General features: G+C 59.8%; 14 protein-coding genes. 7 read left to right on the forward strand and 7 right to left on the reverse strand.

Annotation, left to right across the window (positions count from 1 at the left end; translation table 11 throughout):
• Positions 1-43 precede the first annotated feature (43 nt).
• The 4 genes from AACY50_RS00605 to AACY50_RS00620 all read left to right on the forward strand — a co-directional run bounded on the left by AACY50_RS00605 (position 44) and on the right by AACY50_RS00620 (position 3,066).
• A complete protein-coding gene (locus tag AACY50_RS00605) occupies positions 44-319 on the forward strand; it encodes a DUF493 domain-containing protein (protein WP_221730186.1) in 276 nt (91 codons plus the stop codon).
• The gene (gene lipB / locus AACY50_RS00610; protein WP_038361904.1) at positions 319-966 is read left to right on the forward strand and encodes a lipoyl(octanoyl) transferase LipB; all 648 of its coding nucleotides are present in this window, start codon (positions 319-321) and stop codon (positions 964-966) included. The genes AACY50_RS00605 and lipB overlap by 1 nt, the downstream gene beginning before the upstream one ends.
• A 25-nt stretch (positions 967-991) precedes the next feature.
• Complete coding sequence (lipA, locus tag AACY50_RS00615; RefSeq protein ID WP_167394918.1) at positions 992-1,990, forward strand: lipoyl synthase; 999 nt, start codon at positions 992-994, stop codon at positions 1,988-1,990.
• Positions 1,991-2,115: 125 nt separating this feature from the next.
• Positions 2,116-3,066: a S66 peptidase family protein gene (locus AACY50_RS00620; protein WP_339431351.1), complete on the forward strand. Its 951-nt coding sequence runs from the start codon at positions 2,116-2,118 to the stop codon at positions 3,064-3,066.
• A 134-nt stretch (positions 3,067-3,200) separates the two neighbouring features.
• On the opposite strand, the gene AACY50_RS00625 is transcribed toward AACY50_RS00620, so the two are convergent.
• Entirely contained in the window at positions 3,201-4,523 is a 1,323-nt protein-coding gene (locus AACY50_RS00625) for a lytic murein transglycosylase (protein WP_339464724.1), read from the reverse strand.
• 256 nt (positions 4,524-4,779) lie between these two features.
• Here AACY50_RS00625 and AACY50_RS00630 point away from each other — a divergent pair, with 256 nt between their 5' ends.
• Positions 4,780-5,712, forward strand: a complete 933-nt coding sequence (locus AACY50_RS00630; RefSeq protein WP_339431353.1) for a hypothetical protein — start codon at positions 4,780-4,782, stop codon at positions 5,710-5,712.
• Between the two features lie 9 nt (positions 5,713-5,721).
• On the opposite strand, the gene arfA is transcribed toward AACY50_RS00630, so the two are convergent.
• The 4 genes from arfA to leuS form a co-directional block, all read right to left on the reverse strand.
• Entirely contained in the window at positions 5,722-5,886 is a 165-nt protein-coding gene (gene arfA / locus AACY50_RS00635) for an alternative ribosome rescue factor ArfA (protein ID WP_003228536.1), read from the reverse strand.
• Between the two features lie 200 nt (positions 5,887-6,086).
• Entirely contained in the window at positions 6,087-7,124 is a 1,038-nt protein-coding gene (holA, locus tag AACY50_RS00640) for a DNA polymerase III subunit delta (RefSeq protein ID WP_339464722.1), read from the reverse strand.
• A gap of 39 nt (positions 7,125-7,163) precedes the next feature.
• Entirely contained in the window at positions 7,164-7,769 is a 606-nt protein-coding gene (locus AACY50_RS00645; protein WP_221730181.1) for an LPS-assembly lipoprotein LptE, read from the reverse strand.
• A gap of 87 nt (positions 7,770-7,856) precedes the next feature.
• Positions 7,857-10,463: a leucine--tRNA ligase gene (leuS, locus tag AACY50_RS00650; protein ID WP_339538035.1), complete on the reverse strand. Its 2,607-nt coding sequence runs from the start codon at positions 10,461-10,463 to the stop codon at positions 7,857-7,859.
• A 254-nt stretch (positions 10,464-10,717) separates the two neighbouring features.
• Between leuS and AACY50_RS00655 the strand changes: the two genes are divergently transcribed.
• A complete protein-coding gene (locus tag AACY50_RS00655; RefSeq protein WP_339431356.1) occupies positions 10,718-11,041 on the forward strand; it encodes a hypothetical protein in 324 nt (107 codons plus the stop codon).
• A 104-nt stretch (positions 11,042-11,145) separates the two neighbouring features.
• Positions 11,146-11,925: a YdcF family protein gene (locus AACY50_RS00660; protein WP_339431357.1), complete on the forward strand. Its 780-nt coding sequence runs from the start codon at positions 11,146-11,148 to the stop codon at positions 11,923-11,925.
• A 91-nt stretch (positions 11,926-12,016) separates the two neighbouring features.
• Here the strand turns inward: AACY50_RS00660 and lnt are convergent, their stop codons facing one another.
• Together lnt and AACY50_RS00670 are read right to left on the reverse strand one after the other, a co-directional pair.
• Entirely contained in the window at positions 12,017-13,540 is a 1,524-nt protein-coding gene (lnt, locus tag AACY50_RS00665; protein ID WP_339431358.1) for an apolipoprotein N-acyltransferase, read from the reverse strand.
• 14 nt (positions 13,541-13,554) lie between these two features.
• Positions 13,555-14,394, reverse strand: a complete 840-nt coding sequence (locus AACY50_RS00670; protein WP_007909641.1) for an HlyC/CorC family transporter — start codon at positions 14,392-14,394, stop codon at positions 13,555-13,557.
• Between the last annotated feature and the right edge of the window lie 5 nt (positions 14,395-14,399).

A 14,399-nucleotide genomic window follows, 5' to 3' on the forward strand; every position in this document is an offset into this window, starting at 1 on the left:
GCGGGGCCATGCGCGTTACCACGGCTTAAGAGGCCGTTACGCCATGACCGATACCGAAGTAAAGGCGCCAAAGATCGAATTTCCCCAGACTGATTACCCGATCAAGGTGATCAGCGACACTGGCGTTGGCAACAAAGACAAGATCATCGCAATCGTCACAAAGCACGCGACCATCAATGATGAGCGTATCGACGAACGTCAAAGCACCAACGGCAAATACACGACTATCCAGTTGCACATCATCGCCACCGGTCAAGAACAGCTGTACGACATTAACAGCGAGTTGCGTGCGACCGGTTTTGTGCACATGGTGCTGTGATGTCTGGCACGCTGGGCTTTCGTGAGCTCGGCCAGATGGCTTACGAGCCGGTCTGGCATGCCATGCAACGCTTTACCAACGAACGCGGCAGCGATGCCGCTGACGAAATCTGGCTGGTCGAGCACCCTCCGGTGTTCACTCAGGGCCAGGCCGGCAAGGCCGAACACTTGTTGCTGCCGGGGGACATCCCGGTGGTGCAGGTCGATCGCGGCGGGCAAGTGACCTATCATGGCCCTGGCCAATTGGTGGCTTACTTGCTGCTGGATGTACGCAAGCTGGGTTTCGGCGTGCGTGATCTGGTGAGTCGCATGGAGCTTTGCCTGATCGAACTGCTGGCCAGCTACGGGGTGACCGCCGCGGCCAAGCCAGACGCTCCCGGCGTGTACGTCGATGGCGCGAAAATCGCTTCTCTGGGTTTGCGGATCCGCCACGGTTGTTCCTTTCATGGCCTGGCTCTGAACGTGGATATGAACCTGGAACCGTTTCGACGGATTAATCCCTGCGGCTATGCCGGGCTGGCGATGACCCAGCTGAGCGATCACGCAGGATCGATTGAATTTGCCGAGGTAAGTGCCCGGCTGCGCGCGCAGCTCGTCAAACACCTCGACTATGCTGAGCAGACGACCCTGACGGGCGGAATCGACTGATATGACTACTGATGCAGTGCAAACCATGATCCCGACGCTCGACGTGACCGAGCGCCCGGCCCCGCGTCCCAAGGTTGAAGCCGGCGTCAAGCTGCGCGGCGCCGAAAAGGTTGCACGCATTCCGGTAAAGATCATTCCAACCACCGAACTGCCGAAGAAGCCTGACTGGATTCGTGTACGCATCCCGGTTTCCCCGGAAGTCGACCGCATCAAGAGCCTGCTGCGCAAACACAAGCTGCACAGTGTCTGCGAAGAAGCATCCTGCCCGAACCTGGGCGAGTGCTTCTCCGGTGGCACCGCGACGTTCATGATCATGGGTGACATCTGCACCCGTCGCTGCCCGTTCTGCGACGTTGGCCACGGTCGTCCGAAACCACTGGACGTCAACGAGCCGCAAAGCCTGGCCATCGCCATCGCCGACCTGAAGCTCAAGTACGTGGTGATCACTTCGGTTGACCGCGACGACCTGCGCGACGGCGGTGCCCAGCACTTTGCCGACTGCATCCGCGAGATCCGCAAGCTGTCGCCGAACGTGCAACTGGAAACCCTGGTCCCTGATTACCGTGGCCGCATGGACGTCGCCCTTGAGATCACTGCAGCCGAGCCGCCGGATGTGTTCAACCACAACCTCGAAACCGTGCCGCGCCTGTACAAGGCCGCACGCCCGGGTTCGGACTACCAGTGGTCGCTGACCCTGCTGCAACGCTTCAAGCAGATGATGCCGCACATCCCGACCAAATCCGGCCTGATGCTGGGCCTGGGCGAAACCGACGAAGAAGTCATCGAAGTCATGAAGCGCATGCGCGAACACGACATCGACATGCTGACCCTGGGCCAGTACCTGCAACCGTCGCGCAGCCACCTGCCGGTGCAGCGTTTCGTGCACCCGGACACCTTCGCCTGGTTCGCCGAAGAAGGTTACAAGATGGGCTTCAAGAACGTTGCGTCGGGTCCGTTGGTGCGGTCTTCGTACCACGCTGACGAGCAGGCGAAGCTGGTCAAGGCTGAGCTGCTGGGTTCCTGATCCGGCGCTGATAGCGTCTAAAAAATACCCGCCTCGGCGGGTATTTTTGTTTGGGCCTGCCGCGCACTCTTTTGTTTGTCTTTGTACCTGACTACTGTGTGTATGAGTTCACAGGGAGACCATGGATGACCGTTCGACCGACCCACACCCTTTTTCCGCATAAACCCGTACCGGCGCTGCCATCCGAAGGGCTGATTGGCGTGATTGCCCCTGCCGGCCCCGGCGCACTGGACACTGACAAGGCTGTGCAGTGGATGCGTGCCCGCGGCTATGCGCTGAAAGTATTTCCCGGTGTCTACGAGAAGGACGGCTATCTGGCCGGCAGCGATGACGTGCGCCTCAACGACCTGCACGCCGCTTTCGCCGATCCTGAAGTCGACGCGATCATCTGCTTGCGCGGCGGCTACGGTACACCGCGCCTGCTGGACCGGATTGATTTCGACCTGTTGGGCCGTCATGCCAAGCCGTTTGTCGGCTACAGCGACATCACCGCACTGCATCTGGCGATCAGCCGCTACGCCGGGTTCGTGACCTTTCACGGGCCGTTGCTCAATGCCGACCTGCTGGGCGACAAGGAGCCGCCGACCGTCACCTCATTCTTCGCCATGCTGCGCGGTCAGTTGAAGGTGGGCAGCGTACTGGGCCACCCGGTGGCCTATCCATTGACCACCGTCGAACCCGGCATCGCTCACGGGCGTTTACTCGGCGGCAATCTGGCGATGATTGCCTCGACGCTGGGCACACCTTACGAAATCGATGTAGAAGGGGTGATTCTGCTGATCGAGGACGTCAACGAACCGCTGTATCGCATCGACCGCTTGCTCACGCAGATGCGCCTGGCCGGCAAGCTGGCCAAATTGCGCGGTGTGCTGGTCGGTGATGTCGCGGGGGTGGATACCGACGCGTTGAACCGCTTGCTCAAGCAGACGTTCGAACCATTGCGGATACCGGTGTTGTCGGGATGGCGCAGCGGGCATTGTGATCCGAACCTGACGCTACCGATGGGGGCTTTGGTGCGGCTGGATGCGGGGAAAAAAGAACTGATGCTGGAGCAGGATGTGGTTGTCCGTCGGTAGATAAGCACCGCCAGTCAATCAGCCTTCGCGAGAAAGCCCGCTCCCACATTCGACCGAATTCGCGCTATGAGAATGCAGTCAAGTGTGGGAGCGGGCTTGCTCGCGAAAGCGATATGCGCCTTGCGAAAATCTGACTACTGGGTACGAAGGCTCTCAAGCAGCTTGTGCGTCGGATACCCGTCCGCCGGCCAGCCAAATGCCTGCTGCGCACTGCGGATCGCCTTGCGGGTATTGGCGCCGATGATCCCGTCCGCCGTACCGGCATCGTAATTGCGCGCACTCAGCAAGCTTTGCAGCTCAACCCGCTCGGTACGGCTCAATGGCAGATCATCTTTTGGCCAGGTGCCGTTGATCAAACCGCCACCACTGAAGCGCTCCGACAACAGGCTGACCGCCAGTGCATAGGACGACGAGTTGTTGTACTTGAGGATCGCCCGGAAGTTATCGAGGATCAGGAATGCCGGGCCACGATAGCCGGCCGGCAGCAGCAGGGCGGCAGACAGTTGTTCGGTACCTGCGGGCACTTGACCACCATTGGGCATGATCACGCCCAGTTGACGCCACTCAGCCACGCTTTTGCGAATGGCACCGTCAGCGAGCGTGTAATTGAAGCTGCCTGGGAGTTGTACTTCAAAGCCCCACGGCTGACCATGCTGCCAGCCGGAGCTTTGCAGGTAATGTGCAGTCGAGGCCAGCGCGTCGGCCGGACTACCCCAGATGTCGCGGCGACCGTCACCGTCGAAATCCACGGCGTGGGTGTTGTAGGTGGTCGGGATGAACTGGGTCTGTCCCATCGCGCCAGCCCATGAACCGAGCATTTTCTCTGGCGTGATATCACCCTGTTGCAGAATCTGCAGGGCGGCGATCAATTGCGCATGGGCAAAGCCCGGCCGACGGCCTTCGTAAGCGAGGGTGGCCAACGAATTGATGACCGACTTGCTGCCCTGGAACTGACCGAAGTTGCTTTCCATCCCCCACACCGACACCAGCGCCTGACGATCCACGCCATAACGCTGTTCGATGCTTTGCAGAATGTCGGCGTACTGGTTGATCAGCGCTTGGCCTTTTCGCACTCGCAGCGGCGACAGCGCGCCGTCCAGGTATTCCCATACGGGGCGTGAGAACTCCGGCTGACTGCGGTCGGCGCGAATAACGCTGGCGTCGAAGCTGACATTGGCAAACGCGCGATCAAACAGATCGGCGCGGATCCCGGCGGCCAGCGCATCCTTGCGGAAACCGGCCTGCCATTCGGCAAAGGTCTGGGTCGGCTGAAGATCGAGAGGGTCGGCGGACGGCACTACCGGCGGGATGATCGCTGGGGCCGTGGCGACAGGGGCGGCTTGAAGAGGTTGGGCGTCGGCGGCGGTGGGTTTTTCCGCGCAGGCGACAAGCAGGATGAAGCTTGTGGCGGCGATCAATTGGCGAACGGGCCAACGACGGGAAAGACTGAAGGGCATGCACAGTTCCAGGGGATACGAATCAGGTGCAGACCTTAACATGCCTGCGGAATGAAGCGGTTATCGGTCAGGTATTTGGACGAGGTCTATTTAGCCGGCTAATCACCATATGCCCTGAATTAGCGGGGCGCAACTGTCATTTCTATCAGCTATTCAGCAGTGTTTTTCCTCAATTCAATAGCCCATGCCGGCAGGATTGTGGTGGTTTGAATTTCTCGATCACTGCCTCTTGACGCACGTTGACGAGGAATTTCATATGAAAGGTAAAGCGCTTTTACTGCTGTTTCTTTTGCTGGCAGGGTGCTCTGTAAAAGGCCCTTCGCAGGAGCCTGTTCAAACTCAGCTGGGCGTACAGACTGCTACAGCGTTAGCCACCAGCGGCCCGGAAGTAGCCTCCGAATTGACGAGGCGTTATAGCGATACCACCACTCTTCGATGTGATGGTGTGGACTCCAGACCTGCCTTTCTTTGCAGTGGTATTTTGCTGCGTGGAACGGCCACTGCAGCCGGCTTTGATGTCTGGGATCCTAGCCCCACCGCTGAAAGGGTGGGAGGTACCTCATTTTCGTTTGTCCGCTCAGACTACAAAATGAAAAGACTGGCCATGAATTACAAGAAAGGACTGATTTTCTATCCTGTTTTGAAAACACCGTCAGGCAAACTCAAGATTGAAGTTCTGTGCTTCTTTCCCGTGGACGGGGATTCTGATCATCGTAGTGATCGGGGTTGTGGCGGGATTTCCGGCTATCCCTCAACCGTTGCCTGCGCTGCCCAAGGCATCAATACCCCTGAAAAATGGGCAGAGAATTACAACAAGCATGCTGTTCCTAGTCACAACAGGGCAGGTGTATGCAGTTTTGATGTCAGAGATTCGGCTAATACGCTGGCGGGCCCCAATTTTGTAAAGGGGATGCAGGCAGGACGTCTGGTGACGCCAAGAGCTTTTGACATACCCAATGACGTGAAAATGACGACATGGGCAAAGGGGCAGGCGAAAGTCTTGCCAATTGAGGCGTTCTTTTACGTGATTGTCGGAAACACATCGGGCTTGGCGGAAGTCCAGAGGGATCAGCGCCGATTCAAAGAGCTCACTGGTGAAACGCTGCCTATTATCAAAGTAACAATGCCGGCAACGCTGGCCGATAGAGTGACGTTTGCGTTTCAGGCGCAAGATCAGGCGGTGAATTGATTATCCGTTTCAAGCAGCCAGAAAGTAAGAAGCCTCCCAGCTGTCAGACTGGAAGGCTTCGCGGCGGTAGCTGCCTTTCCCCTTGGTTGGTCGTTCCTGGCGGCTGCGGAACAGGGGTTGGGCGATAATGGATTTGGCCTTGTTCGGGCCATGTTTCGATGGCTTTTTGCTCATGACGGATCTCTCGGTGGGTGGGTGTTGCGGGGCGAATAATCTGCCGATGTTGGACGTCTGTCCAGTCTCTGTTGTGTAGGAATGTTCTGATGCTTTCGCGAGCAAGCCCGCTCCCACATTCGACCGAATTCGCGCTATGAGAATGCAGTCAAGTGTGGGAGCGGTCTTGCTCGCGAAGGGCCGTTGTGCGGTTGAACGACTTACTCGGCAGGCAACGAAAGGCGCTGACCGGCCATCAACAACGCCAATCGGCTCAGGCTCATCCACGGCGACCCGGCAGCCTGGCCCTTGATCTGCGCATCGATGCGCTGGGCTTCGAGCAACAACTGCGCCCAGCGTTGCGCCGAGTAGCGTTGCAGGGCTTTGCTCATCAAGGGTTTGCGCTTGTCCCAGACCGGCGGTTTCGCCTGGCTGAAGCACTTGTCCAGCGGCGTGCCCTGGCTGTACTGCAGCGAGATATTGGCCAGCAGGCGCAGCTCTCGCGCCAATGCCCAGAGAATCACGGGCGGTTCGACACCTTCACCGCGCAGCCCTTCGAGCATGCGCAAGGCGTGAGCCGGTTCGCCGTTGAGCACGGCGTCGGTCAAGCCAAACACGTCGAAGCGGGCACTGTCCGCGACAGCGGCTTGCACCGTTTCGACGGTGATTTGCCCACCTTCGGCCATCAGTTTGAGCTTTTCGATTTCCTGCGCGGCGGCGAGCAAGTTGCCCTCCACGCGTGCGGCAATCAGTTCGACGGCGTCCTGGCTGGCCGACAATCCGGCCTGAGACAGGCGCTGACGAATCCAGCTCGGCAGTTGATTGGCATCCACTGGCCAGATCTGAATGAACTGGGTCTGCTGGCCTTCGACCAGCGCCTTGCCCCACTTGGTCTTCTGCGCGCTGCCATCGAGCTTGGGCAGGCTGATCAGCAGCACGGTGTCTTCAGCGGGACGCGAGCAGTATTCGATGAACGCAGCCGCGCCCTTGTCACCGGGTTTGCCCGATGGCAGGCGCAGTTCCAGCAGGCGCTTTTCAGCGAACAACGACATGCTGGCACCGGCCTGCAACAACGTGCCCCAATCGAAATTGGCGTCGGCGGCAAATACCTGACGTTCGTCAAAACCTTGTTGGCGGGCAGCACGGCGGATGGCGTCGGCGGCTTCCTGACACAGCAGCGGGTCATCTCCGCTGATGATGTAGACCGGCGCAAGGGAGCCCTGCAGGTGTTTGCTGAGTTGAGCGGGAGCGAGCTTCATAAGATCGGTCGAACGGGGCGCCTGAGCGCCCCGAACGTCTTACTGCTGCGGTACTTCGAGCGGCGACTGACGCGGGGTCTGCGCTTCAGCCTTTTGCGCCGCTTCGAGCGCGTCGGCTTCTGCCTTGGCCCGGTCATTGGCGGCTTGCTGCAGTTGCTGCAGTTGGTCCGGAGTCAGCTGTTGCAGGCGCAGCATCATGCGCTGAACCAGTTCGCGACGGGTCTCGCGACGGGCGTCGTTGGCTTCCTGATCGGAGCCGACGAGGTTGTTGCCGTCGTGAATGAACACCTTCTGCACTTCAAGCTTGTCGCTCAGCAGCGAAAGGTTTTTGTCACCACGGATGTCGTAGCTCAGGACAGTGCTGACCTGATACTCGCCCGTACGACCGGCACCGGCGTAGCTGAGGATGCGCTGGCTTTCCTGCTCGTCAGCCAGATAGAGCTTGTACGGCGCGCCGCTGTAAACCTTGACGCCGCTGGACTCCAGTACCTGACGCAGTTGCGTGACGGTATCGCCGTAGGCGTTGCGGGCACTCAGGTCGAGTTCCTTGATCGCCAGTTCGTTGGTGCCGGTACCGCGCAGCTGGAAACCACAGGCGCTCAACAGGACGGCGAGGCCCATCACCAGCAGATTGCGTTTGATCATTGTGTTGCTCCCCTTGAAACCAGGTGGGCCGACCGTGCGGCCCGAAAGGTTTTACTCGGCGCCAGGCGAACCTGGCGCCCGATCCAATTAGCTGGCGACAATATTGACCAGTTTCCCGGGCACTACGATCACTTTACGAATAGTCAGGCCGTCGACAAAACGCAGCACGTTTTCGTTGGCGCGCGCTGCCGCTTCGACTTCTTCACGGGTTGCGCTGGCCGGCATGTCGATCTGGCCACGCAGCTTGCCGTTCACTTGAATGACCAGTTGCAGGCTGTCCTGTACCAGCGCGCTGTCATCCACCGCCGGCCAGCCAGCGTCGATCACGGCGTCAGCGTGACCCAGCTGATTCCACAACTCATGGCTGATGTGCGGCGTGATCGGAGCCAGCAGCAGTGTGACGGCTTCCAGGCCTTCGTGAATCAGTGCGCGATCCTGTTCGGTGCCTTGCGCGGCTTTTTCCAGCACGTTCATCAGCGTCATCACTTGAGCGATGGCGGTGTTGAATTTGTGGTTCTGGCCGACGTCGTGGCTGGCCTGTTTGATGGCCAGGTGGATCGCACGGCGAACGGCTTTCTGCTCGTCGTTCAGGCTGGCGATGTCCAGTTTGCCCGGCAGGCCCTGAGTAACGTGGGCTTGAGCCAGACGCCAGACGCGCTTGAGGAAGCGGTGCGAACCCTCTACGCCGGAGTCGGACCATTCAGCGCTCATGTCAGGCGGCGAGGCGAACATCATGAACAGGCGGCAGGTATCTGCGCCGAACTGATCGATCATCGACTGTGGGTCGACGCCGTTGTTCTTGGACTTGGCCATCTTCTCGGTGCCGCCGATTTCCACCGGCAGGCCGTCGGATTTGAGCTTGGCGCTGATGACCTTGGCTTTGCTGTCACGTTCGAGTTCGACGTCCGCCGGATTGAACCAGGTGTAAGCGCCATTGGCTTCGCGGCGGTAGTAAGTCTCGGCGATCACCATGCCCTGGGTCAGCAGGTTCTTGAACGGCTCGTTGGAGCTCACCAGACCTTCGTCACGCATCAGCTTGTGGAAGAAGCGCGCGTAGAGCAGGTGCAGGATGGCGTGTTCGATGCCGCCGATGTACTGATCCACCGGCAGCCAGTGGTCGGCTGCGGATTTTTCGACCAGGCCACCTTCAAAGTGCGGCGAAGCGTAACGGGCGTAGTACCACGACGACTCGACGAAGGTGTCCATGGTGTCGGTTTCACGCTTGGCAGGCTGGCCGCATTTCGGGCAGGTGCACTCGTAAAACTCGGGCATGCGCGCCAGTGGCGAACCAGCGCCGTCCGGCACCACGTCTTCCGGCAGGACGACAGGCAGTTGATCTTCCGGTACCGGTACGTCACCGCACGCATCGCAGTGGATGATCGGGATCGGGCAGCCCCAGTAGCGCTGACGGCTGATGCCCCAGTCGCGCAGGCGGAACTGGGTGCGCGAGGCGCCGAGCTCTTTCTTGATCAGGGCCACTTCCATGGCGTCGAACGCGCCAGCGAAGTCCAGGCCATCGAATTCGCCGGAATTGATCAGGGTGCCGTGCTCGCCGTAGGCGTCTTGCCACGGGGCCGGGTTGGTCTCGCCGGAGCTGGTACGCACGACCGATTTGATCGGCAGGTTGTACTTGTGGGCGAACTCGAAATCACGCTCGTCGTGAGCCGGCACCGCCATGACCGCACCGTCGCCGTAGTGCATCAGCACATAGTTGGCGACCCATACCGGCAGTTTTTCGCCAGTCAGCGGGTGCTCGACGAACAGGCCGGTCGGCAGGCCTTTTTTCTCTTGAGTGGCGACGTCGGCTTCAGCGACGCTGCCGCCCTTGCATTCGGCGATGAACGCTTGCAGCGCTGGGTTGTTCTGCGCAGCCAGAGTGGCCAGATGATGCTCGGCAGCCACGGCGACGTAGGTCGCGCCCATCAGGGTGTCCGGACGGGTGGTGAAGACTTTGAGCGTGCCGGCTTCGCCGATGGAGTCGACGTTGTACGGGAACTGCACTTCCATGCCGCGGGATTTGCCGATCCAGTTGCGCTGCATGGTCTTGACCTGTTCCGGCCAGCCAGTCAGTTCGTCGAGGCTCTCCAGCAGCTCATCCGCGTACGCGGTGATCTTGAAGTAGTACATCGGGATTTCGCGCTTTTCGATCAGCGCGCCGGAACGCCAGCCGCGACCGTCGATGACCTGTTCGTTGGCCAGAACGGTCTGGTCGACCGGGTCCCAGTTCACGGTGCCGTTTTTACGGTAGATCACGCCTTTTTCGAACAGGCGAGTGAACAGCCATTGTTCCCAGCGGTAGTAATCCGGCTTGCAGGTAGTGACCTCGCGGGACCAGTCCACCGCCAGGCCCAGGCTGCGCAGCTGGGACTTCATGTAGGCGATGTTTTCGTAGGTCCACTTGGCCGGGGCCACGTTGTTCTTCATCGCGGCGTTTTCCGCCGGCATGCCGAAGGCGTCCCAACCCATCGGTTGCAGAACGTTCTTGCCTTGCATGCGCTGGTAGCGGGAGATCACGTCGCCGATGGTGTAGTTGCGCACGTGCCCCATGTGTAGCTTGCCGCTGGGGTAAGGGAACATCGACAGGCAGTAGTAAGTCTCCTTGCCTGGCTGTTCACTGACTTCAAAGGACTTTTGCTCATCCCAGAACGACTGGGCGGCGGCTTCGATCTCACGGGGCTGATATTGTTCGTGCATGGCTACTTTTGTACTGGATAGGGGTGGCCTAATCCTCTTCAACGCGGCATTCGGGATGGCCCGGACGAGCTGGAAGTGGAATGACAGGAAGCGCCGTAGCATACATGACCGCGCTTGGCCTAGGGAAACCCTGATTACAGCTGTTTGGCCCGGTCAATCCATGGCGAGGGCCGTTGGTCGCGGCGTACAGCCGGTTTGTGCAGCGAAGCTAAGCTCTAACTGGGGAGTGAGTCTTATTGTCAATGAGGTGAGGGATGGTGGAGTCACAGCAAAAAAACGTTACGAAACCCGAGTTGTACGAACGGTTGATGGATCGTCTGGGCATGGCTCTGGACGCTGCAAAAACCGCTGGCCGGCTGCGCGATGAGCGCCCCCTGGAACTGGAATTGCGTGACTTGAGCCCCGCCGAGTTCAAACTGGTCAAGGCTTATCTGGATCGCAGCGAACGTGAAACGCACGGATGCTTGTCGCAGGCAGTGAAGCAGCTCGATGCAACGCATTCCGCCAAGGTCATCTGGCTTAAGGACCGGGCGCCCGGCAGAGAATCCGTCAAGGTTCGCTCTTTGCAGGCCAAGTAAGCGCATGGCAGGTCAAAAAACGGATCTTTTTCAACAGGATCCCACCTATCGGTTGTCACGCATTATTAACACTCTTACGCTTCGGGCATCTTTGGAGATGCCCGATGCCTTTTCGTTATTTCATCAAACAACTTCTATTGCCGCCCGGCATTTTATTATTGCTGTTGCTGGCGGCGTGGTGGTTGCGCCGCTCCCGTCCGCGTCTGGCCGGATTGTGTTTCGCCATCGGTTTTGGCGGGTTCTGGTTGATGAGCCTGCCGGTGGTCGTGCAGTGGGGCGCCAAGGCGCTTGAGCGTGAGCCACCGCTGGCCCGGGACGAGTGGGCGACGCTGGCACAGCGGGCCGATGCGATTGTGGTATTGGGTTCGGGCCGTGAGCGCGGCGATCTGGCCTGGGGCGCGGATCAGCCGACCGGCGTGGGGCTTGAACGTCAGCGCTACGCGGCGCGACTGGCCAAGGCATCGGGTTTGCCGATCCTGACCAGTGGCGGTCTGCATTACGGTACGCCGCCGACGGAGGCGAAATTGATGGCGGACTCGTTGCGTGATGACTTCGGCGTGACTGTGCGTTGGCAAGAGGGGGCGAGCCGTACGACCTGGGAAAACGCTAAGTTCACCGCCGATATGCTGCTGCCGCAGGGGATCAAGCGCGTGGTCGTGGTGACACAGGCCTGGCACATGCCGCGCTCGGTCTGGAGTTTCGAGAAGGCGGGATTTGAAGTAGTGCCGGCACCGGTCGGGTTCCTGGGCACGGATAACGCGAGGCCGCTGGGCGGCTGGATGCCGGAGTTCAAGTCGATCTGGCAGAGCGGCCAGTTGTTGAATGAGGCGGTGGGGCAGGTGGGGTATTCACTGTTTTACCGGAGTGAAGCAGTCGCCGATTGATTGAGTGTTGCTAATGGCCTCTTCGCGAGCAAGCCCGCTCCCACATTTGGAATGCATTTCAAATGTGGGAGCGGGCTTGCTCGCCAAGCTTTTAAAGGGTTTTTGACATCCGGCTCGCCATCAGTGCCCAGCCAAACAGCAGCAAGCAGACAATGATCAACGGCCACGAACGCCATCGCAGATACGGCGTCAGGTTGTGCATCGGTACCACCTCACCGTACAAAACGCCCTGCTCGAACTGCGGAATCTGTTCGGTGATCTGCCCGAACGGGTTGATCAAACCGGTCACGCCGTTGTTGGTCGCACGGATCATCCAGCGTCCGGCCTCCAGTGCGCGCATCTGTGCCATCTGCAAGTGTTGCAGCGGACCAATCGACGTTCCGAACCAGGTGTCGTTGCTGATCGTCAGCAGCAGATCGCTGCGGGCCGACAGGCTGGCGGCAAACTCCGGATACACCACTTCATAGCAGATGAACGGTGCGATCTGATAACCCTTGGCCTGCAACAGTGGCTGATCGGCCGGGCCGCGAGCAAAATCGGACATCGGCAGATCGAAGAAAGCGATCAGCCCGCGCAGAATGTCCTGCAACGGCACGTATTCGCCGAACGGCACCAGTTTCTGTTTCAGGTAAGTGCCATCGCCTTCGCCGACCACGGTGATGCCATTGAAGAAGCGCTTTTCGTGACGAACCGTTTTGCGAATCGGCACGCCGGTGATCAGCGCCGATTTACGCTCGGCGGCAAAAGTGCCCATCATGTTCAGGTAGCCCTCGGCGGACTCCTTGAGCACCGGCACGGCGGTTTCCGGCCAGATCAGCAGGTCCACCGGTTTGGAACGCAAGCTCAAGTCGCGGTACAGCGCCAATTGTGCGTTGAGCTGTGCCGGGTCCCATTTCATGCTTTGTTCGACGTTGCCCTGAATCGCCGCGACGCTCAACGGCGCGCCGGACGGGCTGGTCCAGGCATGGCCCTTGAGCGCAATACCTGCCACCCACGGCCCAACCAGCAACAGCAGGCCGGCCGCGACAAAACCCTTGCGGCCGGATTTGATCAGGCGTGGGGCGTTGTAGATCAGTGCAGCGGTGAGTGCCAGAACGAACGACACCAGCCACATGCCACCCACCGGTGCGAGTCCGGCCAACGGGCCGTCGAGTTGGCTGTAACCGGAATACAGCCATGGAAAACCGGTGAGGAACCAGCCGCGAAACGCTTCCTGGCCGACCCATAACGCGGCGAACGCCAAGGCGTCGGCCAATGGCGCCTCATTACGGCGAAGCCAGCGCGCCCAAAGCCAGGCGGGCAAAGCAAAGAACCAGGCAATGGCGGCGGTGAACAGCAGCATCAGGAAACCAGCCAGCAACACCGAAGCGCCGCCGAAGTGGTGGATGCTGTAGTAGATCCAACTGGTGCCGGCGCCGAACAGGCCGAAACCGAAGCACCAGCCACGTCCCAGTGCCTGGCGGGGGCTCAGCTCGCGCAGCCCGGCATAGAACAGGCCGACCGCCAGCAATGCCAGCGGCCAGATGTTGAACGGTGCCAGCGCTAACGTGGTGATTGCACCGGCCGCCACGGCCAGCAGGTTACCGGGCCAGCCGGGGCGGGTTGTCCAGCGCATTTCAGTCCTTAGAATTAACGTGCGATTGGCGTGAGTCGCAGCAAGTGAATCCGACGGCTGTCGGCGTTCAGGATGCGGAAACGATAGGCGCCGATTTCAGTGATTTCGTTGCGTTTTGGCAAGTGTCCGAACGCGCTCATCACCAGACCGCCGACGGTGTCGAACTCATCGTCGGAGAATTCGCTGTCGAAGAACTCGTTGAAGTTCTCGATCGGTGTCAGGGCTTTGATCAGGAAGTCGCCACTTGGCAGCGGCTTGATGTAGCTGTCTTCTTCGACGTCGTGCTCGTCTTCGATGTCGCCGACGATTTGTTCGAGCACGTCTTCGATGGTCACCAGACCCGCCACACCGCCGTACTCGTCGATGACGATGGCCATGTGGTTGTGGTTGGCGCGGAATTCACGCAGCAGCACGTTCAGTCGTTTGGACTCCGGCACGAAGGTGGCCGGGCGCAGCAGATCCTTGATGTTGAAGCTGTCGCCATTTTCCTTGAGGATCAGCGGCAGCAAGTCCTTGGCCAGCAGCACGCCCATCACGTCGTCATGGCTTTCGCCGATGACCGGATAGCGCGAGTGGGCCGAGTCGACCACGGCCGGGAGGAACTCGCGGGGTGTCTGGGTCGCCTTGATGCTGATCATCTGCGAACGCGGCACCATGATGTCGCGTACTTGCAGGTCAGCCACCTGAATGGCGCCTTCGACGATGGCCAGTGCTTCGCTGTCCAGCAGTTTGTTCTGATGTGCATCGCGCAGCAGCTCTAAAAGCTCCTGGCGGTTCTTCGGCTCGTGGGCAAAAGCCTGGGTCAGTTTACCCAGCCATGACTTCTGCCCGTTGCTCGATCGATCTTCGCTCATAGCGA

This window comes from Pseudomonas sp. RA_15y_Pfl2_54 (genome assembly GCF_963971015.1).
Taxonomy (GTDB): Bacteria; Pseudomonadota; Gammaproteobacteria; order Pseudomonadales; family Pseudomonadaceae; genus Aquipseudomonas; species Aquipseudomonas baetica_A.